The organism is Myxococcus xanthus, assembly GCF_006402735.1.
GTDB classification, from domain to species: Bacteria; Myxococcota; Myxococcia; order Myxococcales; family Myxococcaceae; genus Myxococcus; species Myxococcus xanthus_A.
Genome location: NZ_CP017174.1, coordinates 2836583 through 2859233 on the forward strand (window position 1 = coordinate 2836583; position 22651 = coordinate 2859233).

Genomic DNA, 22651 nt, shown 5'->3' on the forward strand with positions numbered 1-22651 from the left:
TGAAGGTGTCCGAAGTGACTTGCCCGCCGTCCGGAGGGCAGGCGAGCGGCACCTCGCACGACAGCGCTATTCTTGGGGCGAGAGGGCGTGGGGTAGTCTGCCGCGCACTCGCACCGTGCTCCCCTCCGACTCTTCATCATGGAACCGCCGCCTTTGGCCGGCGGCAGCCTTTCAGTTCGCGCTCATCGCAGGGGTGACGCAGCTGAAGACGGCTTCCAACGCCCTGGTGCTGTCGCGCTTCGAGTCCCAGGCGCTGCCGTACCTGTACTTGCTGGGCGCGTTGATGACGGCGGCCATGACGGTGCTGCCGCGCTCCAAGCCGGGCTCGCCCTTCGAGTCCCCGGGCCTGCTCACGGGCATGGGCGGCGTGGTGGCGCTGGTGCTGGCGGGGGCCCTGTCCGCGGGGCAGCGCATGCCCGCGCTGGCGCTGTACCTCTTCGCGGACACCTTCTCCACGTTCGTGTCCTTCCGCTTCTGGGGCCGCATGGCGGCCGCGTTCGACGCGCGTGAGGCGCGCCGGGCCTTCACCGCGCTCAACGGCTTCGCCATGGGCGGAGGCATCGCCGGAGGTCTGCTGGTGCAGGGCCTGGCGGTGAAGCTGGGCACGCCGGCCATCGTGGTGAGCGGCGCCGTGGGCCTGCTCGCCGCGGGCGCCATCTTCCACCACCTGTACAAGGGCCTGCCGCCAACGCCGCCGCGCGGCCGCCCCGCGTCCTTCCTGGGGCTGCGCTATCTGGCGGAGAGCCCCTACGCCCAGGTGCTGGCGGCGCTGGGCATCGCGTTCGCGGTGCTGTCGTCGTTCGTGGACTACCTCTTCCGGCTGCGCCTGGAAGGCACGCTGAGCGAGGACGCGCTGACGGCGCTCTTCGGTTCGCTCCAGCTGTGGATTGGCCTGTTCTGCGTGGCTTTCCAGCTGCTGGTGGCTCAGCGCTTGCTGAAGCGGCTGGGGCTCCTGCGCTACGTGGCGATGGTGCCGCTGGTCCTGGCCCCGCTGGCGGGCGCGGCGCTCGTCACCCCCAGCTTGTGGCCGGTGCACCTGCTGCGGCTGGTGGAGACGGCGGTGAGCTACTCCATCCTCCCGGTGGGCATCCAGTTGCTCTACGCCGCGGTGCCGGACGACCAGCGCGAGGGCCTGCGCGCCACGGTGGATGGGCTGCTGCGCAAGGGCGGCGTCGTGCTGGCCGGCCTGCTGCTCATCGGCGCGGGGCGCGCGGCCAACGGCGCCTTCATGGCCGTGGCGGTGGTGGGCATGTGCGCGGGGCTGGGCCTGCTGCTGGTGCGGATGAAGCCCGCGTACGTGGCCGCGCTGGGCGAGCAGGTGGGGGCGCCCGAGGAAGAGGACGTGGCGCTGGAGGGCGAGGAGGAGCAGCGGCTGCTGGCAGAGGCCCTGGCGGCGCCTTCTCCGGAGCGGGTGCTGCGCGCGGTGGCGATGATGGAGCAGGCGGAGGTGCCGCTGCGGCCGCACCTGCCCGCGCTGCTGCGCCACCCGCACGAGCGCGTGCTGGAGCGCGGCGTCTCCCTGGCCCTGGAGTTGGAGGCGTACGAACTGGCGCCGGTGCTGGAGCGGTTGGTGGAGGAAGGGCCACGCCGGCCCCGGGACCAGGCCGTGTGGGCCCTGGCGCGGCTGTCTCCGGAGCGGGCGGAGCGCCTGCTGCCTGCGTTGCTGACCCATCCGGACGTGGGCCTGCGCTGCGCGGCCATTGGCGCGCTGGTGAAGTCGACGGGGAGCGCCGTGGCGCTGGACGCGCTGCGGGCGATGTTGTCGCGCGGCGAGGGCGCGCCGGTGTCCGAGCGCCGCGAGGTGGCGCGGCTGCTGGGGCGCATCCAGAACTCACGCTTCGCGGAGCCGCTGGCGCGCTATCTGGAGGACGCGGACGCCTCCGTGCGGCACGTGGCCCTGGTCGCGGTGGGCAAGGGCGGCTACGCGGAGCTGGCGCCCCGGCTGCTGCCGTTCCTCACCTGGCGGGAGGAACGCAAGGCGGCACGCGAGGCGCTGGTGGCGCTGGGTGACGAGGTGACGCCGCTGGTGGAGGACCAGCTCAACAACCGTGTGGCGCCGCTGGCGATGCGGCTGCAACTGCCTCGCGTGCTGCGCGGCATTGGAACACCGGCGGCGCTGGACGCGCTGCTGTTCTCCAACGTGCGCGACGACGCGTCCCTGCACTTCCGGATTGGCGCGCAGATGTCGCGTCTGCGCGACGAGCACCCCGAGCACCCCGTGGACGTGGAGCGCGTGCGCGAGGCCCTAGGCCGGCGGCGGGAGGTCTACCGCAACCTGGTGGGCGCCTTCCGCGACCTGCGCGCGGCGTTGGGGGACGGCTCGTTGCTCACGCGCGCGGTGGGCGACCGGATGGACCAGGCGTTGGAGCTGTCCTTCTTCCTCCTGGGTTTGCTCCATCCGTCGCACGTGATGCGCGGCATCCACTACAACCTGGTGGGGCCGGACCCGCGCCGTCGCGCGTTGGCGCTGGAGCTGTTGGAGAACCTGGTCGACGAAGAGGACCGGGAGCTGGTGATGGAGCAGGTGGAAGCGCACCACCGTGAGCTTCCACCCGGCGCGCCCGGCCGGTTGTGGCGGCGGCTGGCCGCGCTGGTCCAGAGCGAAGACGGAGTGCTGCGCGCGTGTGCCCGCCATGTGGCGTGGGTGAACGGGCTGCACGTGCTCCCGCAGGAAGGTGACATGAGCGACAGGACAGTCCAGCGGATGTTCGCGCTGGAAGGGGTGAGTGTCTTCTCCCAGTGCGACGTGGACGACATCGCCGCCATCGCCGCCGTGGCCCGCGAGGCGTCGTTCCGCGCGGGAGAGCGCATCTACGCCCAGGGCGACCCGGGCGACGCGCTCTACGTCATCGTCGACGGCGCCGTGGATGCCTTCCACGACGGCGAGCACGTGCTGCGCTTCCAGGGCAAACAGGCCTTCGGCGAGGTGAGTCTGCTCGACGGTGCACCGCGTCCCACGGACATGGTGGCCGCGGTGGACACGCGGGTGCTCATCATCGACCGGCGTGACTTCTTGGATTTGCTCGCGGACCGGCCGGAGCTGCTGACGGGCTTCTTCCGCGCGGTGAGCCTGCAGCTCCAGGCGCTCATCGACCTGCCGGACTCGCGCGAGACGGGCGAGCGGCTGGAGATGACGGCGCCGCTGGGCCCCCTGGCGCCGCCGCTGCCGGATGGGCCGGCGCCGGATGGAAACGACGACCGCTCGCGCGACGACTCCTGAGCCGAGCGGAGCGGGGACGTCCCTCCCGTCACCACACATCGGCGGGGCGGGGCACCTCGGCTTCGGGCGGCGAGGCGTTCGCACCGGCGGCGAGCGCCTTCCTGGCCGCGGCCACGTCCTCGTCCAGCAGGTGCGCGGAGGCGACGGGGATGAGCGGCCGGACGAAGAACTTCATCGGAGGAAATGAGCCCATGAAGCGAACCACCGCAAGCCCGGCGAACACCCAGGGGTGGCGCTCCGTGCTGGAGATGGGCGCGAAGACCTCCTCCGTTCGCCGTCCCCAGGACGCGCCGTACCGCTGAAGCGCGCCCCACCGCAAGCCCGGCACGCGCGTGGTGAGCACCGTCCACACCCGCAAGAACCAGGGCGGCCGCGTGGGCCCCGCGGACGGCTCCCAGGCTCGCGCGCTCTTGGCGGCGGTGAAGACCACCCACCACCACGCGCCCCAGGCGGTGAACAGGGCGGTGAAGACGAGGCGGGAGGCGCACATGAACGGGAGGGTGATCACCACCAGCGCCGGCACGCCCACCATGAGCAGCAGGAAGGACCGCCAGCGTCGCTTCATCTTCTTGCGCAGCCACACCACGTTGAGGCGCACGCGCGGCGGGAACTCCTCGTCCTCTGGCTCCAGCCCTGTGAGCAGGCTGGCCTTGCGGGAGATGGCGTCGTGGTAGTCCCGCGACAGGGCGATGACCACCCACTGTGCCAACTGCAGCGCGGCGAACAGCGCCGCCCAGAAGGCCAGGCCCCACACGGAGAAGCCATTCACCGTCCAGGTGCTCTTTTCGATAGCAGGAGCCTGGGTGTCCTCGGCGGTGTGTGGGTCGTCCGTCGTGGCGTCGGTGCGCTCCTTGGCGGAGGACGCCGGGGCCTCCGACTCCAGGTCCTTCGTGGCTTCCATCACCAGCGCGGTGATGGCCTTCGCCAGGGACGTGCCCGCATCGGCCCCCTGGGCCGCGGCCTCCACGTCCCGGATGCGCTGCTCCAGCCGCGCTTCGGGCGTGTCCGCCGGGATGGGGGAGGGCTTCTGGGCGTCCGGAGTGGCTCCCTCGATGTCCTCGGCCTCTCCGATGGGGGCGTTCTCGGGGGACTCGTCGTCTGAGAGGGCGGAGGAGGCGCTCGGGGTGGCGCCAGCCATGGCCGCGGTCTCGGGCTGCACTTCGGGACCTGGGGGCGTCCCCTCGCCAGCGTGCTGCGCGTCGGCCTGCTTGCGCCGGGCAACCTGCGCGTCGATTTCCTGGAGGCGCTGGAGGGTCTGCGCTTCAACCTCCTTCGCGCGCCGGGTGGCAGCCGCCGCCTCCTTCTTGACCTGCTGGTCGACGAGGACCTCGGCGACTTTTCGAATCTGCGCCGCCTTGGCGCGCGCTTCGGCTCGGGACTCCCGCTTGCTGGCGCTTTCCGCCGCTTCAGTTCCGGAAGTCATGCAACTCAAGGCCAATGCCAGAGCTGCAATGGATTGGAGAAGCCCGACACGAATGTATTGTTTGCGTGCGACCGGGTCGCCCAGCAGCGCTCCACCAATGTGGAACGGCAGGCTCATGCCGTAGAAGAACTGGCGCAGGCGCCCTTCGGGCGGTTTCCGATCTTTCAGTGAGAAGTGACGCGCACCTGCGCTCACCTCTCCCCAGAACTCGCGTGCCCGGCCCTCGCCCTGGCCGGCAAACCCCTGCTCTGTGTGCTTGTGAACCTTGCCTTCGGGTGAGGAGCCGCCGTGCCGCGTGTCGCTGTCTGCCACGTGTCTCAGCGTAGCACGAGCCGAGTTGTGCTAAAGGCGCACTTGTGAGCGCGAACCCTCTCCGTCCTCGTCCCTTCCGCCAGCCGCTGTCCGGCGTGCTGGTCCTCGCCCTCGGTGTCGTTGCCGGCTGCGAGAAGAGCAATCCCACTCCGCCTCCGGCCGCCGCGCCGGAAGCCAAGGCTCCCGCTGCTCCTACCGAAGTCACGCTGCTCGTGACGGGTGGCGCGTTCGGCCAGCTCCAGCCCTCCGAGGGCAAGGGCGGCGCGGCGGAGCTGCTCGGCCGCTGGATGGCCGATGAGAAGCACTGTCCCGGTCCCGTGAGGGAGGGCCAGCCCACGTGCGCGGACGCCAGCACGTTGGCGCTCGCCACGGGTGACCACTGGAACGGCCCGGCCATCTCCTCCTTCTTCCTGGGCACGCCCACGGCCGAGGTCATGGGCCGCATGGGCTACGCCGCCTCCGCCCTGGGCAACCATGAGCTGGCCTTCGGCAAGGAGGCCTTCCTCAAGAACCGCGGCGCGGGTGGCTTCCCGTTCCTCGCCGCCAACCTCAAGGTGAAGGACCCGGCGCTGGCGGGCGACCTGTCCATGCCGGCGTTCCAGATCTTCGAGCGCCGCGGCCTCAAGATTGGCGTGGTGGGCCTGGCGTCCGAGAAGACGGTCCGCACCGCCATGCCCGGCCGCGCGGATGGCCTGGAAGTGACGGGCTACGAGGAGGCGCTCACCACCGCCATTCCGGAGGCCCGCAAGGCCGGCGCGGACGTGGTCGTGGTGCTCGCCGACGAGTGCGTCACCGACCTGCAGCCCGCGGTGGCGAAGCACCCCGAGTGGAAGGTGGCGCTGGTGGCCGGTGGCCGCTGCGCGCAGCCGGTCGAGCTGAAGGACGGCGCGACCAGCTTCGTGTCGCTGGACCGTGGCTTCGGCAAGTACCTGCGCGCGCACGTCACCTTCGACCCGGCGAAGCCCGCGGGTGAGAAGCTGACCGGCCTGGACACCAAGGTCGTCGAGGTGTCGGGCGGCGCGCCGGACGCGGAGACGGCGCAGCTGGTGGGCAAGTGGAAGACGCAGCTGGACGAGGTGCTGGGCCAGCAGATCGGCTTCTCCAAGGCCGGCATCCCCCATTCGTCGCCCCAGATGGCGAAGTGGGTGGCGGGCGCGGTGCGCAACGTGCTCGGCACGGACGCGGCCGTCCTCAACAGCGGCGGCATCCGCGGCGACCTGCCCGCCGGTCCGGTGACTCGCGGCAGCATCTACTCGGTGATGCCCTTCGAGAACACGCTCCTCGTCGTGAAGCTGAAGGGCGAGGACCTGGCCCGGCAGCTGGCCAACCCGAACGCGCTCGTCTCCGGCTTCACGGCCGCGGGCAAGGGCAAGTTCAAGGACGCCAAGGGCAAGGCCCTGGACCCGAAGAAGGAGTACACGGTCGCCACGGTGGAGTACCTCTACTTCGGCGGTGACGGCTTCGAGTTCGAGAAGCTGGCCCCCGAGCCCACCGAGACGGGCATGGCGTGGCAGACGCCGGTGGTGGACTGGACCAAGGACCAGTCGAGCAGCGACAAGAAGCCGCTGGAGAAGCTGCTGAAGTAGTCCTCGCCGTCCTGCTTGCTGCGTAGGACCTTGAAGCGCCGGAGGAGCCCACCTGGGCCCCTTCCGGCGCTTCGTCGTTTCAGCGGGGCCGTGGGCTCACGGCGTTTCCATTGTAGGCGCCGCCGTGGGCGGGGTCGCCGCGGCGGGACGGGCATCGGGCCCGCACACGGCCTGATAGCGGGCCAGCGTGTCGTGCACGGTCCGCCGCAGCCGCTGCGGCGTGCCTTCGTGGAGCATGTCCACCGCGAGCTGCTGGGCGTCCAGCGCCTCCGGGCAGCGACCGAGCTGGAAGAGGAGGGTGGACCACGTGTCCAACACCGACGCGTTCCCCGGCGCCAGCGACAGGGCCCGCTGCGCCGCCGTCAGGCCCTTCTCCGGCTGGGCCGTGCGCGCGTAGTAGCCGGCCAGTCCGTTCTGCGCGCTCACGCTGCCGGGCAGCAGCTCCACCGCGCGGAGCCTCGCGGCCTCTTGCTCCTCGGACGTATTGCCCGCGGCGTCCAGGGCCTGCGCCATGGCGTTCCACGCGTGCCCGCTGTCGGGGTGGCGCTCCACCAGCTCCCGCGCGAGGGCGAGCCTGCGGAACGGATCCTCCGTGGAGCGGATGCGCAGCAGCATGGCGTCCACGTTGCCGGGCTCCTCGCGCGTGGCCTCCGCCATCTCCCGTTCGATGTGGGGCAGCCGCTCCTCCATGGGGGACGCGCCCGGTGTCATCAGGAACAGCTGGGCGCGGATGGCGTGGACCTCGGCCGCACGCATGGGGCGCGATTGCAGCGGGCTCGTCACGGGCGCCAACGGCGCGGTGATGGTGCGGTAATTCATGTGCCCAGGGCGGCGCACGTAGCCATTCAGCTCGCCAGCCAGGTCCTCCTCGCCGCGGAAGGCGGCCTCGAAGGCTTGCCGGGGTTCATCGCCGTGCATGAGGCGCTTCTGGAAGTCCTCGAAGCGCGCGCCGTGCCGGCTGATGAAGAAGTGCACCCACAGCCAGGAGGACGCGTAGTACTGCCGCGACTCGGCGGTGCCGAGCAGCCCCTTGCCGTCCCACTCCCAGAGCTCGTCGAGCGTGCGCCAGCCGTGCCGCTGCACCTGGGTGTAGAAGGGCCCGTGGATACGCCCGAGGATGACCTCGCGCCGCTCTGGCCTGAGGGCGATGGTCTCCAGGTAGCTGGCCAGCCCTTCTGACAGCCAGCGTGGCTGGCGGACGAGCGCGAGCTCGGAGAGATAGTGCGTCAGCTCATGGGCCTGGGTGGTGATGTCCGCGGTGGCTTCGCTGAGCGCGTAGGCGTGCCCGGCCAGCACCAGCAGCGGGCCGTCCTCGGTGTGGGTGGAGAAGCCCTCGATGCGGATGTTGGTGAACTCCTCCATCGCGCTGCGGTTGTGGAGGACGATGATGTCCACCGTGCCCGGCGGGTCGAAGCTGCCGCCCCAGGCCTGAAGCAGTCCTTCGCGGAGCAGCTCCAGCTCTTGGGCCGCTTCCTCGGCCGTCTCCGTGTCCAGGTTGGTGCGGACGATGAAGTGGGGACTGCGCACTTCCACCCAGGGGCGGCCTCCCTCCAGCGGGCACAGGGCGCGCATGCTCGTGCATCCCGACAGCAGGGCGAGCAGCCATCCCAGGAACGCCATCCGACACGTCATGGTCCTGCGTTTTCCCACAAAGCGTCATCGGAGGGCAGGGTGGCCCGCCGTATCACTGGGGTAGAGTGCCGGCCCATGGAGATGGCGGAGTTCATCGAGTCCCGCAGGCCGCGCTGGGAGCAGTTGGAGTCGCTGCTGGACCGGTCCGAGTCCCACGGCCTGCGCGAGCTGAGCCTGGAGGACGCCAGGACGCTGGGCCGGCTGTATCGCGCCGTCTCCAGTGACTTGCTGTGGGTTCGCGCGCGCAGTGGCTCGGCGGACGTGAATGCCTACCTCAACGATTTGGTGGGCCGGGCGTATGCGCTGACGTACCCGGGCCGGCGCCCGCGACTGGCGGACGTGTGGGGCTTCGTGGCACGGGGCTTCCCCGCGCTGATGCGGCGCGAGTGGCGGATGTACGTGGCGTCGCTGCTGCTGCTGCTGGCGGGCGTGGGCTTCGGCTACGCGGGGATGATGGTGGACCCCGACGCGGCGCACTACCTGGTCCCCGCCGAGCACCTGAAGCTGGACCCCGTCGAACGCGCGGCCAACGAGGCCGCGGGTGACGGCATGTCGGTGGGAGACCAGGCCCAGTTCACCACCTACCTCTTCACCCACAACATCCAGGTGGCCTTCCTGGCGTTCGCGCTGGGCATCACGGTGGGCCTGGGCACGGCCATCATGCTGTTCGTCAACGGCCTGTTCCTGGGCGCGCTCGCGCAAGTCTACGCGGCCAAGGGAATGGCGGGCTGGTTCTGGGCGTGGATTCTTCCGCACGGCATTCCGGAAATCACCGCCATCTGCATCGCAGGCGCCGCGGGGCTGGTGATTGCGCGAGGCATGGTGGCCCCGCGAGGACTGCCCCGTGGACAGGCGGTGCGACAGGAGGCGGTGACGGCGGTGAGGCTGCTGTTCGGCACGCTCGTCCTGTTCGTGCTCGCGGGCTTCATCGAGGGCACGGTGTCCCAGATTCATCCACCCAAGTTGTCGGTGGCGTTCAAGGTGTCCTTCGCGTTGACGGTGGGCGCGGGCGTGTACGCGTACCTGCTGTCGGACTGGCTGCGTGGGAGCCGCGCGGCGCCAGACGGCGGCGCTGAGTCCGCGCATGGATGAGCGCTTGTGGCTGCCTCCGCTGCCCAGCGAGCCGGAGGTCCTCATCGAGTGCCCGCGCTTCTCCTTCGTGAAGCGCCGCGCGGACGGGGCGGTGGACTTCGTGTCGCCGCTGCCGTGCCCGTACAACTACGGCAGCATCCCGGGCCTCACGTCGGATGAAGGCGACCCGCTGGACGCCGTCGTCATGGGGCCCCGGCTGGGGTTGGGCCAGCGGCTGCGCGTGCCCGTGGTGGGCGTCATCGGCTTCGTCGACGCGGGACGGGGGGACCCGAAGGTGGTGTGCGCCGCCGCGCCCCTGACGGACGCCGAGCGCGCGGGCCTGGAGCGCTTCTTCCGCGTCTACGCCCTCTTCAAGCAGGTGCTGCACCGCGTGCGGGGCAACGTCCCGGACACCCGCTTCATGGGGTGGTTGCCGCTGCCCGTCCCGGCGCTGGACGTGGCCCCGGAGGCTACAGCACGCCGCGCGCCTTGATGTCCAGGTAGCGGTTGACGGCGGCCAGGCTCAGCTCATCCGGCTGCACGTCGAGCATCTGCACGCCGCCCTGGCTCACGCGCGCCTTGAGCATTTCGCGGTCGGTGAGCAGCTCCGACGCCACCGCGTGCTGGAAGGCCTCTTCCGGGCTGGGCGGCGGCGTGCGCAGCAGCTTCTGGAGCGCGGTGTCCTTCACCGACAGGCACAGGGGGACGTGCCGCCGCGCCAGTCGGTGCAGTGGGGCCACCATGGTGGAGGCCTGCTCCTCGTCCAGGAAGTCGGTGAAGACACACAGCAGGCTGCGGCGCGTGAGGCGGAGGTTCAGTTCCTTGAAGAGCGCCAGGTAGTCCACGTACGTGAGGCTGGGCGTGGTGCCGTAGAGCGTGTCGACAATCTTCCGGTACTGCGTGCGTCCGGCAGCGGGCGGCAGGTAGGCCTTCACGCCATCCGCGAACACGGCCAGCCCCACGCGGTCGCCGTTGCGCACGGCCACGAAGGCCAGGAAGAGGGCCGCGTTCACCGCGTGGTCCAGCTTGGTGAGGCCGTCCACCTGCGCGGCCATGGAGCGGCCCGCGTCCACGCAGATGAGGATGGACTGCGAGCGCTCCGACTCCAGCACACGCGTCACCGGCCGCCCACGCCTGGCGGTGGCCTTCCAGTCCACGTCCCGCACGCTGTCGCCCTGGGCGTAGTCGCGCAGGCGGGCGAACTCGCTGCCGCGCCCGTCGCGCCGCAGCTGCCGCAGGCCCAGGTTGACCAGGTCCAGCGCCGCGCCCGACAGCAGCAGCCGGTTGGCGCCGCGCAGGTCCGGGTACACGGCGATGTCCTGCGCCGCGGGGAACACGCGCTCGTGGGACACCAGCCCCAGCGGCCCGCGCACGCGGACGTGCACGTCTCCGAACTGGAAACGGCCGCGCTTCACGGGCGTTACCCGGTACACCCAGCGCGACTCGCTCCGCGCGGGCAGGTGAAGTGGTGCCTCGTCCGGCGTGGCGGCGAAGCCGTCCGGCACGTCGTCCCGGACGCGCACCTGGACGGCGCCGCCGCTCCGGTGAATCAGCCGCACCACCACCTTGTTGGCCACGCCCACGTTGAGCCGCGCGGGCAGCACGCGGTGAACCTCCAGCCGGGCCCTCCGCGCGGTGAGCACGTCGAACACAGCCAGCGCCAGCACCAGTGCGTCCAGCGCGAGCACGGCGCCGCCAATGCCGGGGCTGAAGCCCGCCAGCATCATCGGCAGCGCCAGCAGCGCCAGCAGCACCCAGAGGCGCGGGGTGGGAATCACCGGGGGACCTCGACGCCGCGCACCACCTCGCGCAGCACGTCCGTCGGCGTGGCCCCGTCCAGCTCCGCGTCCGGCGACAGCAGCAGGCGGTGCTTCAGCACGGGCGCCGCCAGGAAGCGCACGTCGTCCGGGGTGACGAAGCCGCGCCCTCGCAGCGCCGCCAGGGCCTTGGCCGCCAGAAGCAGGTGCACGCCCGCGCGAGGCCCGGCCCCCAATCGGATGCGGCTGGAGGCGCGCGTGGCCGCCACCAGCTTGCGGACGTAGGCCAGCACCGGCGGCTCCACCGTCACCTCATTCAGCGCGCCGCGCGCGGCCAGCAGCCCGTCCTTCGTCACCGCGGCATTGACGCCCGCGCGCTGCAGGTCCCCCGAGTCGAAGCCCCGGTGCACGGAGGCCAGAATCGCGTCCTCCTCCTCTGGCGCGGGGTAGCCCACCTCGATTTTCAGCAGGAAGCGGTCGAGCTGCGCCTCGGGCAGCGGATAGGTGCCCTCGGACTCCACGGGGTTCTGCGTGGCGAATACGGTGAAGAGCGGGGAGAGCGACAGCACGCGGCCCTCCATGGACACCGAGCGCTCCTGCATGGCCTCCAGCAGCGCGGACTGCGTCTTCGCCGGGGCGCGGTTGATTTCGTCCGCCAGCAGCAGGTCCGTGAAGATGGGGCCGCGCACCAGCGTGAAGCCCTGCGTCTTCAGGTCGAACACGCTGGTGCCCAGGATGTCCGCGGGCATCAGGTCCGGGGTGAACTGGATGCGCTTGAACTCCGCGCCGATGCTGCGCGACAGGGCCTTGGCCATCAACGTCTTGGCCACGCCGGGTACGCCCTCCAGCAGGATGTGGCCGCCGGCGATGAGGCCACAGAGCATCAGCTCCAGGGCCTCATCCTGGCCGACCACGGCCTTGCGCACCTCGGACAGCACGGCCTCGCGGATGGCGTGGGCGGCCTGCACGGCGTTACCAGCCGGGGCGGGGGAGGGGGCGGACAGGGTGTCGTTCATGTCGTTTCGGGAGGGCTGGGCCGGGCGGCGCCGGCGGAATGAAGGCGTTGTCGCAGCCGCGCCGCGCGCTCGGCGAACTGCTGGAGGTCTGTGTCGCGCGTCACCGCGCGGCTGTCCGTGGTGAGCTCCTCGAGCCCCTGGGCCAGGTCCGCGCGGCCACGCTCGCGCAGCCCGTGAGCCACTGCGTCCGCGGGCGCATGCGCGGGCAGGCCCGCGTGCAGGGCCAGGTCCTGGGTGAGGCCCCGGAGGATGAGCTGGGCGGAGAAGCCGTGGTGGCGGCCCTCGCGGTACAGCCGGCCCATGGCGAAGAGCGCGTCGGTGGCGCCCACGCGCGAGGACTCGGGCGGGGGGCGCGGGCGGCCGAAGCGCTTGAGCGACACCGACCACAGCGCTACGCCAAGCAGCAGTTGCAACACGGCGAAGTGCAGGCCGTAGCGGCGCGCGAAGTCCACCACGGAGCGCTCGTTGGTGAAGCCGTGGTGGAACTCGTCGAACTCGATGGGGCCGGGGCCGATTGACGCCAGGGTGCTGAGCCAGAACTGCGCGTTGTCCGCGCGCGCCAGCGCCTGGTTCATGGCCAGCTCCGGGGCGCCCACCACCAGCACGCGGCCCTGCCCATACGGCACCACCGCCGCCACGAACATGCCCAGCCGTTCATCCTCCAGGACGGGAACGGCCGTCTCGGGCAGCTCCAGGTAGGCCTGCACCTTCGCCTCCACGCGCTCCACGCCCAGCGTGTACGGCGTGGGCTGGGGCGGCACCAGCGTGCGCATGGGCAGGGTGGTGTCCGCCTTGAAGAGCTTCACGTTCAAGGCTTGCAGCACCGGGTTCTCCCGCGAGCCCCACGGCACGTAGACGGCGCTGCCGCCCTCTCGCACGTGCTTCAGCAGTTGCTCGGTTTCATCGTCGTCCAGCGCGGCCGCGCGGAAGGCGTTGAAGCCGGTGCGGGGGACGTGCTCGTCGGCCAGGCCAGCGTCGGGCTCGGCGGCCAGCGCCGTCTGGTCCGGGTCGTGCTCGTAGGCACCAGACACCTCCACCGCCAGCAGCACCGGCGTACCCAGTCCGGACGCGATGCGCAGGTCCGCCATGCGGCGCGTCACCGGCAGCCTGCTCTCCTGGGCCAGCAGGAACAGGGCTCGCGCGCCGTCCTCCTGCGCGCGGTACGTGGACAGCGTGTCCGCGAACGCGTTGCGCCGGGCGCCTCGGACCAGGAAGGTGGTCAGCACCGCGGTGAGCAGCAGGCCCCCCACCACCAGCAGCGGGAAACGGTCACGCACCAGCCACCTCCGGGCGAGACGGCGCGGCCAGCAGGGGCTCGGTGAGCGCGCGGAACTCGCGGTAGCCGTCCACGCTCACCGGCAGGTTGCCGTACCAGGCGAAGTCGAAGCGCCGCGTCAGCTCGCGGAAGGGAGCCTTCCATTCCGCGCGGCCCCGGAACTGATACAGGTAGTCCCAGTTGCTCAGCGTCTCGTCATAGAGGATGGCGCCGTCGCGGTGGAGCCGGGACAGCAGCGCCAGGTAGAGGCTGCGCACCGCCTCGCGGTATGCGCCCCGCGCGGCCAACTCGTCCGCCAGGTGGGCCCAGCCCTCGGGAGGACGTGACAGCGCGTGGTGGGCGTCCCCCGCCAGCGTGGATGCGTCCACCGTGGACACCTGCACGCCTTCCGCGCCCGCGCGGCGCTTGTCGCGGTTCAGCGCACGCAGCAGCACGACGCCCAGCACCGCGAGGGTGAGTGTCACCAGCACCACCACCAGCACGTTGGCCACGCTGGCGCCGGTGAGGAATGGCTGCGCCGTCTCCTGCCGCGGTTCCGCCGGCTCCCGCTCGAATAGCTTCTTCAACTGCGCCCCCAGCCAGTCGATGAATCGCTGCCACCAGCCTGGCGCCTCTCGGGGGGCCGAGGGCTCCTCGGGGGCGTCTTTCTCCGCCTTGGGCGCGGCCTCCGCGAACTCGGGCCGGGACAGAATGTCCTTCGCCCGCGCGGCGGCGGCACGCGCGTCCGCCCGGGTCTGGGCGTCCACGGTCGCGCCCACCGTGGTGAGCCCCTGCGTCAGCGTGGTACGGGCCTTGTCGCAGTCCTCCTCGTCGAAGGCCTGCCGCTCCACGCGGCGCACGAAGCGGTCCAGCTTCGCGGCTTCGCCGGGCCCCAGGGACTCCAGGGGCGCGTACAGGCCCGCGGCATCCTCCGCCGTCGAGGCCTCACACGCCTCCGCGACCTCGCCCAGCCGCCGCAGCGCCTCGGCGGGGGGCAGGGGCTTGGCTTCCTCGGTGTCCTGGGCATGGGCTGGCGCCGCCGTCAGCAGGCCCAGGCCCAGCACCACCGCCAGCATCGCCGCGCCACGCGTCGCGCCCGGCGGAGGCAGGGGGCGTCCCAAATCCCGGGATGGAAGCTGCTGGACGCTGGCCAGCAGGTCGAGCCCTTCCTGACGCACGCGCCCGTCCACCAGCAGCAGCGTGGCCGTCGCGGCGCGCACCGGCTCGAAGAGGGCGAACGTCGTCACCGCGAGGAAGATCAGCCACTGGCCGTTGTCCAGCGAGGCGTAGCGCTCCGCGAACGTCAGGTCCACGCCCACCAGCTTGCGGCCCAGGAACAGCAGGAAGTTGAAGGCGATGTGCAGGTTGAAGAAGGCCAGCACCTGCACGGACATGAGGATGCGGGTCCACAGCGCGGTGCCGCGCGCCGGGCCCAGCAGCCGTGAGCACGTGCCGTAGAGCTTCAACGGACTGCCGCGCCCCTGCATCACCGCCGCGTAGCCCACCCCGTGGGACTGCAGCAGGAGGTAGCCGAAGCCTCCCGTCACCATCACCACCAACGTGTTGAGGCCCAGCAGGTACGCCACGGCGATGAAGAGCGCGGGCATCCGGCCCAGCGCCGCCTTGAGCGAGGCCCACGCGGAAGGCTCGCCCTGGGTGCCCAGCAGCAACTCCTGTACGTAATGGCACGTCGCGCCCTGGCCCAGGCCCCGGAGGAACCACGCCAGCGTCAGCAGCAGCGAGGGCACCACGAGCGGCCAGCCCATGCGCACCGACTCCGCCAGGTACAACATGGCGGCCACCACGGCCGCGCCGCCGGGCAGGGTGAGGGCCCAGACGCCCGCGTTGCGGGTGCACAGGCGCAGCGCGGCGTCCATCAAGGCCACCGCGTTGCGCGGGCGGAATTCGAGCGCGGAGACGGCCATGGGCTAGCTCGCCGCCACTTGGGCAAGCAGGAGGATGCCGCCCCAGACGAGCGCCAGGCTCATCAGCGCCAGCACCACGTTGCCCGCAGACCATTCGCGGCGCTCACCCGGGCCCTCCAGCGCCTTGAGGCGCTGGTCCAGGCAGCTGGCGCAGCGGTTGATGCCCTCGAACTGCGTGGTGCATTCCCGGCAGATGACACGCCGGCACTCCACGCAGACGCCGAGGCCGGCGCGCTCCGGGTGGTAGTGGCAGCGGCCCGAGCCTTGAATCATGCCGCCACCTTAACGCACACCCGGGCCCGCCGTACCACTCCCGAAGCGGGGACTACAGCTCGTCGAGGAACTCGTCGTTGTACGTGTAGCGGGACAGCCGCTTCACGAGCGCCTCCATGGCCTCCACCGGCTTCACGGAGAAGAGCATCTGCCGCAGCTTCTTCACCTTCTCGTACTCGCGCAGGGTGAAGAGCTTCTCCTCCTTGCGCGTGCCGGACTGGGCGATGTTGACGGCCGGGAAGACGCGCTTCTCCGCCAGGAGCCGGTCCAGGGTGACCTCGGAGTTACCCGTTCCCTTGAACTCCTCGAAGATGACCTCGTCCATGCGGCTGCCGGTGTCGATGAGCGCCGTGCCGATGATGGTCAGCGAGCCGGCTTCCTCCGTCGCGCGGGCGGCGCCGAAGATGCGCTTGGGGCGCTCCAGGGCGCGGCTGTCCACGCCGCCGGACATGGTGCGGCCGGAGTTGTCGACCTCCTTGTTGAAGGCGCGGGCCAGACGCGTAATCGAGTCCAGGAGGATGACCACGTCCTTGCCCGACTCCACCAGCCGGCGCGCGCGCTCCAGGGCCAGCTCCGCCACCTTGAGGTGGTCCGCGGTGGGGCGGTCGGAGCTGGAGGCCAGCACCTCCGCCTTGATGCTCCGCCGCATGTCCGTCACTTCTTCCGGACGCTCGTCGATGAGCACCACCATGACGTGGCACTCCGGGTGGTTGGAGAGGATGGCCTGGGCGACGCGCTGGAGCATGATGGTCTTGCCCGTCTTCGGCGGGGCGACGATGAGCGCGCGCTGCCCCTTGCCAATGGGCGAGATGAGGTCCAGCACCCGGGTCACCATCTCCTTGTGACCGTTCTCCAGCTTGAGCCGCTCGGTGGGGTCCACCGACGTCAGGTCCGCGAAGTGCGGCAGCCGCGGCGCGCCCTCAAGCGGCCGGCCGTCCACCGTGTCCACCTTCTGGATGACGCCCTTCTGGCCCCGCATCTGCGCGAAGGCGGTGATGTACTGGCCCTGCCGCAGCCGCAGCTTCTGGACCAGGTTCTTGGGCAGCTCCGGGTCGTCCGGCGCCGCCAGCAGGTTGCGCTTGAGCTGGCGCAGGAAGGCGTTGGGGCCCTTGGCCTCCGTGTCCAGCACACCCTCCACCGGAGACAGGTTCGCCTGCTGCGAGGCCTGCTGGCCGCCGCCCCCGTGCTGCGCGTGGCGCGCGTGCTGCTGGCCCCCGCCGCCGTGCGCCGGCTGCGGTTGTGGCTGCTGTTGCTGTTGTTGCTGCGCCTGCCGCTGGCGGTGCTGCTCCAGCTCCTGCGGCGTGAGGAAGACCTGGACCTGCTGGCCGTCCGCTCCCGGCTGCATCCGGTAGGCCTGGCCGTCCGGGGTGAAGAGGACCTGCGCGCCACGGCGACGGCGCCGACGGCGGCGGCGGCGGCCGGTGGCCTGGCCGGGCTGCCCGGGGGCGCCACCCTGTGCGCCACCTGCGCCGGAATCACCGTCGTCGGGCCCCTCGTCGTCGCCCTCGTCGCCACCGTCATCGTCCGGCTCGGGCGGCGCCACGGCGCGGGCGGCGGGAACAGGGGGGGCATCACGTGGGTCGCGGTTATCGGGGTTTTCGCTCATGAAAGTTCCAGACTGTGTGCGCCCCGGGCGGCCGCTCCAGGAGGAGGGCGGGGACGCAAGGTGACTCAGGCCGTGGGACAGGAAGCGGACGCGGGGCCCTGGTGACGAGCAGGCCGAACCGCCGTTTCCTGGAGCACCCTGGCGGCCCAAAGCCGTCCGGGGTGCAGAGGTAACAGTAACAGAGGCCGGGGACGGCGCCGCCGCTTTTTTCGCGCGGTGTCGTCCGGCCGACCCCCACCTGCTGATTCAGGGCCGCCACCAGGACCTCAGCGGACGGTCAACTGGAAGGGCATCATCGCCTTCACGCCCGGCTGGAGCAACATCAGGTTTAGGCCAGCCGAGCGGGCCAGCGCCCGAAGGGACTCGGGCAGGGCGGGCTCTGGCGCGGGCAGCAGGGACATCGCCGCGCGCACCCCGGGCTCACCGCCCAGCGCGGAGAAGAAGCCCCGCGCCTCGCCCATCACCACCAGGTCCAGCTCCTCGTCCGGAGGGATTCCGGCCCGCATCCGCGCGGAGTCCACCGCTTCCAGCAGGCCGCCCAGCTTGTCCACCAGGCCGCGAGCGAGCGCGTCCTGGCCGCTCCACACCCGGCCCCGGGCGACCTCGTCCACCTTCGCCTTGTCCATCTTCCGCCGCAGCGCCACCTGGGTGATGAAGCTGTCATAGGACGCGTCTGCCCACGCCTGGGCCGCCTGCTGCTCCTCCGGCGTCCAGGGGCGCCACACGTCCAGGATGTCCGCCAGCGGCGCACGGGTCAGGCTCTCCTGGTGCACGCCCAACAGTCCGCCGAGCAGGCCCTCGACGGCGGGCTTGATGTAGAAGACGCCGATGCTGCCCGTCAGCGTGGTGGGCAGGGCGAACACCTCATGCGCGCCAATGGCGGCGTAGTAGCCGCCGGACGCAGCCATGTCCCCCATGGAGGCGATGACGGGCTTGTGCCTGGCCGCCTCCATCACGGCTTCGTACATCAGGTGGGACGCCAGCACCTCGCCGCCGCCCGAGTCCACGCGCACGACGATGGCCGCCACGCTCGGGTCCGACTGCGCCTGCTCCAGCGCGCGAATCACCGTCTCCGCGCCCGCGAGGCGGCTGAAGCCCAGCGGGTCCTCGCGGCTGCGGCCGCCGATGATGTCGCCCAGCACCGGCACCACGGCGATGCGGCGCCGGCGGGCCCAGCGGCCATCGCGTTCGTCACGCGGCGCGTAGGTGGCGCTGAAGCGTCCGCCCGGCACCAGCTCCGCCACCTTCTTGTCCAGCTCCGTCGAGGAGATGATGCCGTCCATCAACCCCAGCTCCACCGCGCTCTTCGGGTGGGGCAGGCCCAGGTCCCACAGCGCGTGCAGCCGCTCCACGGGCACCTTGCGGCCTTCCTGCACAGCCTTCTCGTAGACGGCCACCTCCGTGTCCAGGTAGGCGTTCGTGGACTCCAGGGACGCGTCGCTGGGCTCGGTGCGGGAGAGCTGCTCGGGCGCCGTCTTGAAGCGGCCCACCCGCGCCACGTCCCAGTGCACGCCCAGCTTCTCCATCGTCCCGCCGTACGTCTGGAGGTGCACGGCCAGGCCGTTGATGTAGAGAATCGATTCCTGCAGCGCGTAGATGCGGTCCGCCGCCGACGCGACGAAGTAGCCCAGGTCGTCCGTGGACAGCACCACCGCCATCACCCGCTTGCCGGACGCGCGCAGCCGCAGCAGCGCCTGACGCAGCTCCTCCGCCTTGCCCCATCCCACCCCGGGCAGGCTCTCCATCTTCAACACCACGCCGGCCAGCCGGTCGTCCTGGGTGGCCAGGTCCAGCCACCGCGTCAGCCGCAGGTATGGGTCCGCCTCGCTGACGCCCAGCCAGGAGAGGACGGGGCTGGTGCCTCCGCTCAATGCGTCATTCAAGTCCAGCAGCGTCACCACGCCGCCGCGCGGCGCGATGGAGCGGTAGGTCTCCGACGACAGGCGCACCGCCACCAGGTGGTCCAACCCCGCGTTCGTCCCGCCCGCCGCGTAGGTGAGGCCCAGGTGCGAGGTGTCCACCGTGGCCGCCACCTGGAGCGCGATGGGCACCCCGGAGGTGAAGCCGTGCGACACGCCCGCGCCCAGGCGGAGGCCCGGAATCACCTCCGCGTGGACGGTGTACGTCGCCTGGCCCTGGCGGAAGGCGCCCTCGGAGAAGAGCCAGTCCACGCCCAGCGTGTAGCGCTCATCCAGCGGGCGCACACCCAGGCCCAGGTTGTACTGCCGCTTCAGCGCCAGCGTGCCCTCCGAGGGGGCGTTGACGTCGCGCACCACCGCGCCCAGTGACAGCGCCCGCAGGGGGCGCGCCGTGAGGCCCACGTCGAAGGTGTCCAGCGCGTCGATGTCCCGGTTGGATGAACCGTAGGAGTGCCACGAACCGCCCAACTGCAGCGCGCCCGTGCCCAGGGAGAGCCCCAGCGACGTGCGGCGGTAGTCCGGCTCCGCCCGTCCGCGAATCCACTCCATGGAGCCGCCCAGGCCCAGTCCGAGCAGGCGCGTGGCCAGGAAGACGCCGTCTCCCAGGCCGTCATGCACGAGGTTGCGCTCGTGCAGGTAGAAGAGCTGACTGCCGTTGACGAAGCCCAGGCCCGCGGGGTTGAGCGACAGGGCGGTGGCTTCATCCACCAGCGCGGCGCCCGTGGGCGGCAGCGTCAGCCCCCGGGAGGGCAGGGCGGGCCGGCTGAGGACACTCGTCTGGGCGAGCGCGAGGCTGGGGAGGAGCAGGAGGGCGAGCAGGCGCATACGCCCCGGGACTCTAGGCAACAGCCGTCCCGGGACAAGCGCTCAGCGCTACCAGTCCTCGGTTCCGGACACACCGTCGAGCGGGTCGTCGCTGGGCTTGCTCTTCTTGTCCTGCGCCTTGCCACGGCCGCCCCGGTCCTCCGACGACCAGTCTTCCATGCCACCGCGGTTGTCCAGCGGGTCCCGGCTCTTGGTCACCTTCTCGCCGATGCTGTTCACCAGGTGGTTCACCACTCGCTCCATCTCCTGCTTCAGCTGGCCGAACTCGTCGCCCTGGACGGCCATGCGCCGCCCCGCCAGCCTCTGACCGGTGCGCGCGTCGTAGTAGCCCAGCGTCAGGTCGGTGCCCTCTCCATTGGCGCGAAGGGTGCCCACCATGACCCGCTCCAGCCCCAGCGACTGCGCCATGGCCGCCACGCCAGACGCCTTCTCGCCGGCGCGGTTCACCTCGCCCGCCACCCGGTCCAACTGCGCGTCGTAGGCCTTGTACGCAGAGGTAGGCACCAGCTTGGCGGTGACTTCGGCGTCGTCGGTGGCCACCTCCATGAGCTGCCCGTACTGCCGGAAGCCCGGACGCTCCAAGCGCAGCAGGTGCTTGCCAATGGGCAGCGCGGGCAGCGTCACCGGCGTGTAGCCCACGACTTCGCCGTCCACGTACACGCGCGCGCCCGCGGGCCGCGAGTTCACCGTGGCGGTGCCGCGCAGCTGGGACGTGCGGCTGGTGGCCACCTGCACGCGCAGGGCGAGGAACTCGCGCGTGAAGCGCTTGGGGGACAGCTCATGGGTGGGGGACAGCGCGATGAGGTCGATGAGCGCCAGCTTCGCCTCCTCCACCTCGCCGCGCAGGTGTAGCACGGCGGCGTACAGCGCCAGCGCGTCACACAGCGGCGAGCACCCGCGCATGGCGCCCGCGGCCCCCTGCAGCTCCTTCAAGGTGGCGCGCACCTTGCGCTCCGCCTCCTCGTAGTCCTTCTTGTCGAAGGCGGACAGGCTCTCCGAATAGCCCTTGCGCCCGCGCTCCAGCGAGGCCCGGGCCTCCGGGTCCTCCGGCATGCCGAACAGTTCCTCCGACTTGCGGACCGTCATGCCGGCGAAGTGGGTGAGGGCGTCGTTCATGTAGCCCTCCATCTGCACGCTGGATGCCTCGGAGGCCGGGTCCATGGGCACCAGGAGGGTGCTGACGCGGCGCGCCTGGGGCGGGGCCGCGAGGGCCAGCGCGGGGAGGAGGACGAGGGCGAGGGCGGCTTTCATGGGGTGACCTCTGAAACAGGCGACGCGGGAGTCGGTCCGGGCATTCAACACGCGGCTCCGCCTCAGAATCCGACGCCACCAGAAACGGGGTTGAACGGGCGGCCCTTGTCCTGGGACGTCGCCACGTAGACGGCCCCGGCCGTCACCGCCGCCGCGCCGCCGACCACCGCCCAGAACCACGGGCGCTTGATGAGGGTGGAGAACGAGTTGCCGCCCTCCGCCACGCGGGGCGCCGCGACGCCGTTGACGAAGGCGCGCACCTGGTCCGCCGCCGCGTCCGGGCCGTTCTTCTTCGCGCCCGGCGTCAGGGCAATCTCCACCCCGCGCAGCCGCGCGTTGGAGCGCAGGTCCCACGCCTGGAGTTCGGCCTTGAGGTGGCCCTTGTCCCCGCGAGCCACCGCCGCCAGCACCACGTAGCGGGCGTTGAGCCGCTCACCAATGGCGCGTGCCTCGGGCGGCGGCGTGTCGCGCTCGAAGGACTGCTCGGTGCTGGCGTGGACCGCCGCGTCACGCACGGCGGACAGGCCCGGGGTGGGCTCCAGCGTCGCCTTCACCTCGGTGCTCTTGGCGGACGCCACCTCCGTGTACTGGGCGAAGGCCGAGTAGCCGGGCAGGGACACCACCACCGGGTGCTGGCCCGCGGTCATCTCCACGCCCTTGAGCGGCGTGACGCCCAGCTCCTGGCCCCGCACGAGGACGCTGGCGCCCGCCGGCTTCGACTCCACCACCAGCGTGCCGGCCGGGCGCGCCTTCACGTCGGCGCGGGCCTGGTCGAAGGACTTCAGCACGTCCTGTCCGAAGAGGGCGGCGTCGGGAGTCGTGGACGGATCCGCCACCACCGCGCGCTTGAACGCGTCCTGGGCCCCGGTGGAGTCGCCGTTGAGCATCCGCGAGGCGCCCAGGAACAGGTAGGCCTTGGCCAGCCGCTCCGGGCTCAGCTCCGCCGGGTGCTTCGTATAGGCCTCCGCCGCCGCCAGGAACTTCGCCTCGGCGGACTCGGGATCCAGGTTGTCGTAGTCGGTGCGGCCCTGCTCGAAGAGCGTGTCCGCGCGCGTCAGCGAGGCCGGCGGGGACGGCGGGAAGGCCGCGCCCAGGTCCACCATCGCCACGCCGCTCGCCTTGAGCCGGCTCAGCAGCTCGTCCTCCAGCTTCACTGCGGCCTCCTCCGCCGCGGATGTCCGCGCCACCGCGAAGAGCGCCACCGGCCCGGAGGCCGTCACCGCCGCGCTGGCCACCGCCGGCTCACCCGAGGCACTCGGCGTCGCGGGCTTGGCCACGGCCGGAGCGTCCGGCGACACCAGCGGCGTGACGGACGTCTCCTCGTCCTCGTTCGGGGAACCGAAAACCCGGGGCTCGTCGGACTCATCGCCGTCCGCGTCGTCCGCCGGGGGCGCCTTGGTCGTCTTCACCGGCTGGGAGGTGGCGGGGGGCTTCTTGCTGGACTGCTTCTTCCGCGTGGACTGCCCATAGGCGGGAGAGGTGGCCAGCATGAACGCGAGGAGCAGGGAGGTTCGGCGGAACGTAGTCACGGCGCGGATGCTAGCCGAGCCAGGGCTCCGTCTCAAAAGCCCTGCTGCACG

General features: G+C 71.4%; 16 protein-coding genes. 5 read left to right on the forward strand and 11 right to left on the reverse strand.

The window, feature by feature from the left end:
• The first annotated feature begins 115 nt into the window (after nucleotides 1–115).
• Nucleotides 116–3220 (forward strand): cyclic nucleotide-binding domain-containing protein, encoded by a 3105-nt coding sequence (locus tag BHS09_RS12095; protein ID WP_140789833.1) that lies wholly within the window; start codon nucleotides 116–118, stop codon nucleotides 3218–3220.
• 28 nt (nucleotides 3221–3248) lie between these two features.
• Here BHS09_RS12095 and BHS09_RS12100 read toward each other — a convergent pair whose 3' ends face one another.
• Nucleotides 3249–4358, reverse strand: a complete 1110-nt coding sequence (locus tag BHS09_RS12100) for a hypothetical protein (RefSeq protein WP_237078256.1) — start codon at nucleotides 4356–4358, stop codon at nucleotides 3249–3251.
• A gap of 51 nt (nucleotides 4359–4409) precedes the next feature.
• Here BHS09_RS12100 and BHS09_RS39335 point away from each other — a divergent pair, with 51 nt between their 5' ends.
• Together BHS09_RS39335 and BHS09_RS12105 are read left to right on the forward strand one after the other, a co-directional pair.
• Entirely contained in the window at nucleotides 4410–4814 is a 405-nt protein-coding gene (locus BHS09_RS39335) for a hypothetical protein (RefSeq protein ID WP_237078257.1), read from the forward strand.
• 185 nt (nucleotides 4815–4999) lie between these two features.
• Nucleotides 5000–6541 (forward strand): bifunctional metallophosphatase/5'-nucleotidase, encoded by a 1542-nt coding sequence (locus BHS09_RS12105; protein ID WP_140789837.1) that lies wholly within the window; start codon nucleotides 5000–5002, stop codon nucleotides 6539–6541.
• Nucleotides 6542–6637: 96 nt separating this feature from the next.
• On the opposite strand, the gene BHS09_RS12110 is transcribed toward BHS09_RS12105, so the two are convergent.
• Nucleotides 6638–8161, reverse strand: coding sequence for a hypothetical protein (locus tag BHS09_RS12110; protein WP_140800664.1), 1524 nt, complete (start codon nucleotides 8159–8161; stop codon nucleotides 6638–6640).
• An 87-nt stretch (nucleotides 8162–8248) separates the two neighbouring features.
• Here BHS09_RS12110 and BHS09_RS12115 point away from each other — a divergent pair, with 87 nt between their 5' ends.
• On the forward strand, nucleotides 8249–9265 hold the full coding sequence (locus tag BHS09_RS12115; RefSeq protein ID WP_140789839.1) for a stage II sporulation protein M: 1017 nt from the start codon (nucleotides 8249–8251) through the stop codon (nucleotides 9263–9265).
• Entirely contained in the window at nucleotides 9258–9737 is a 480-nt protein-coding gene (locus tag BHS09_RS12120) for an inorganic diphosphatase (protein ID WP_174260523.1), read from the forward strand. The genes BHS09_RS12115 and BHS09_RS12120 overlap by 8 nt, the downstream gene beginning before the upstream one ends.
• Here BHS09_RS12120 and BHS09_RS12125 read toward each other — a convergent pair.
• The 9 genes from BHS09_RS12125 to BHS09_RS12165 all read right to left on the reverse strand — a co-directional run bounded on the left by BHS09_RS12125 (nucleotide 9715) and on the right by BHS09_RS12165 (nucleotide 22600).
• A complete protein-coding gene (locus BHS09_RS12125; RefSeq protein WP_140797942.1) occupies nucleotides 9715–11022 on the reverse strand; it encodes a DUF58 domain-containing protein in 1308 nt (435 codons plus the stop codon). The genes BHS09_RS12120 and BHS09_RS12125 overlap by 23 nt on opposite strands.
• Entirely contained in the window at nucleotides 11019–12017 is a 999-nt protein-coding gene (locus BHS09_RS12130; RefSeq protein ID WP_140797943.1) for an AAA family ATPase, read from the reverse strand. Before BHS09_RS12130 ends, BHS09_RS12125 begins: the two co-directional genes overlap by 4 nt.
• A complete protein-coding gene (locus tag BHS09_RS12135; RefSeq protein ID WP_140797944.1) occupies nucleotides 12014–13294 on the reverse strand; it encodes a DUF4350 domain-containing protein in 1281 nt (426 codons plus the stop codon). Before BHS09_RS12135 ends, BHS09_RS12130 begins: the two co-directional genes overlap by 4 nt.
• The gene (locus tag BHS09_RS12140) at nucleotides 13287–15197 is read right to left on the reverse strand and encodes a DUF4129 domain-containing protein (RefSeq protein WP_140797945.1); all 1911 of its coding nucleotides are present in this window, start codon (nucleotides 15195–15197) and stop codon (nucleotides 13287–13289) included. The genes BHS09_RS12135 and BHS09_RS12140 overlap by 8 nt, the downstream gene beginning before the upstream one ends.
• A 3-nt stretch (nucleotides 15198–15200) precedes the next feature.
• Nucleotides 15201–15470, reverse strand: coding sequence for a hypothetical protein (locus BHS09_RS12145; protein WP_140789850.1), 270 nt, complete (start codon nucleotides 15468–15470; stop codon nucleotides 15201–15203).
• Between the two features lie 52 nt (nucleotides 15471–15522).
• Complete coding sequence (gene rho / locus BHS09_RS12150) at nucleotides 15523–17076, reverse strand: transcription termination factor Rho (RefSeq protein WP_140797946.1); 1554 nt, start codon at nucleotides 17074–17076, stop codon at nucleotides 15523–15525.
• A 266-nt stretch (nucleotides 17077–17342) separates the two neighbouring features.
• Nucleotides 17343–19820 carry a signal peptide peptidase SppA gene (sppA, locus tag BHS09_RS12155; protein ID WP_174260524.1) on the reverse strand — a complete coding sequence of 826 codons (2478 nt, stop codon included), beginning with the start codon at nucleotides 19818–19820 and terminating at the stop codon, nucleotides 17343–17345.
• Between the two features lie 48 nt (nucleotides 19821–19868).
• Entirely contained in the window at nucleotides 19869–21071 is a 1203-nt protein-coding gene (locus tag BHS09_RS12160; protein ID WP_174258738.1) for a PEGA domain-containing protein, read from the reverse strand.
• Nucleotides 21072–21133: 62 nt separating this feature from the next.
• Nucleotides 21134–22600: a PEGA domain-containing protein gene (locus BHS09_RS12165; RefSeq protein ID WP_237080335.1), complete on the reverse strand. Its 1467-nt coding sequence runs from the start codon at nucleotides 22598–22600 to the stop codon at nucleotides 21134–21136.
• Between the last annotated feature and the right edge of the window lie 51 nt (nucleotides 22601–22651).

Coding starts and splice junctions, on each gene's coding strand:
- BHS09_RS12100 (WP_237078256.1), bottom strand. CDS start 4,358: ATGGCTGGCGCCACCCCGAGCGCCTCCTCCGCCCTCTCAGACGACGAG.
- BHS09_RS12140 (WP_140797945.1), bottom strand. CDS start 15,197: ATGGCCGTCTCCGCGCTCGAATTCCGCCCGCGCAACGCGGTGGCCTTG.
- rho (WP_140797946.1), bottom strand. CDS start 17,076: ATGAGCGAAAACCCCGATAACCGCGACCCACGTGATGCCCCCCCTGTT.
- BHS09_RS12115 (WP_140789839.1), top strand. CDS start 8,249: ATGGAGATGGCGGAGTTCATCGAGTCCCGCAGGCCGCGCTGGGAGCAG.
- BHS09_RS12130 (WP_140797943.1), bottom strand. CDS start 12,017: ATGAACGACACCCTGTCCGCCCCCTCCCCCGCCCCGGCTGGTAACGCC.
- BHS09_RS12120 (WP_174260523.1), top strand. CDS start 9,258: ATGGATGAGCGCTTGTGGCTGCCTCCGCTGCCCAGCGAGCCGGAGGTC.
- BHS09_RS12145 (WP_140789850.1), bottom strand. CDS start 15,470: ATGATTCAAGGCTCGGGCCGCTGCCACTACCACCCGGAGCGCGCCGGC.
- BHS09_RS12110 (WP_140800664.1), bottom strand. CDS start 8,161: ATGGCGTTCCTGGGATGGCTGCTCGCCCTGCTGTCGGGATGCACGAGC.
- sppA (WP_174260524.1), bottom strand. CDS start 19,820: ATGCGCCTGCTCGCCCTCCTGCTCCTCCCCAGCCTCGCGCTCGCCCAG.
- BHS09_RS12160 (WP_174258738.1), bottom strand. CDS start 21,071: ATGAAAGCCGCCCTCGCCCTCGTCCTCCTCCCCGCGCTGGCCCTCGCG.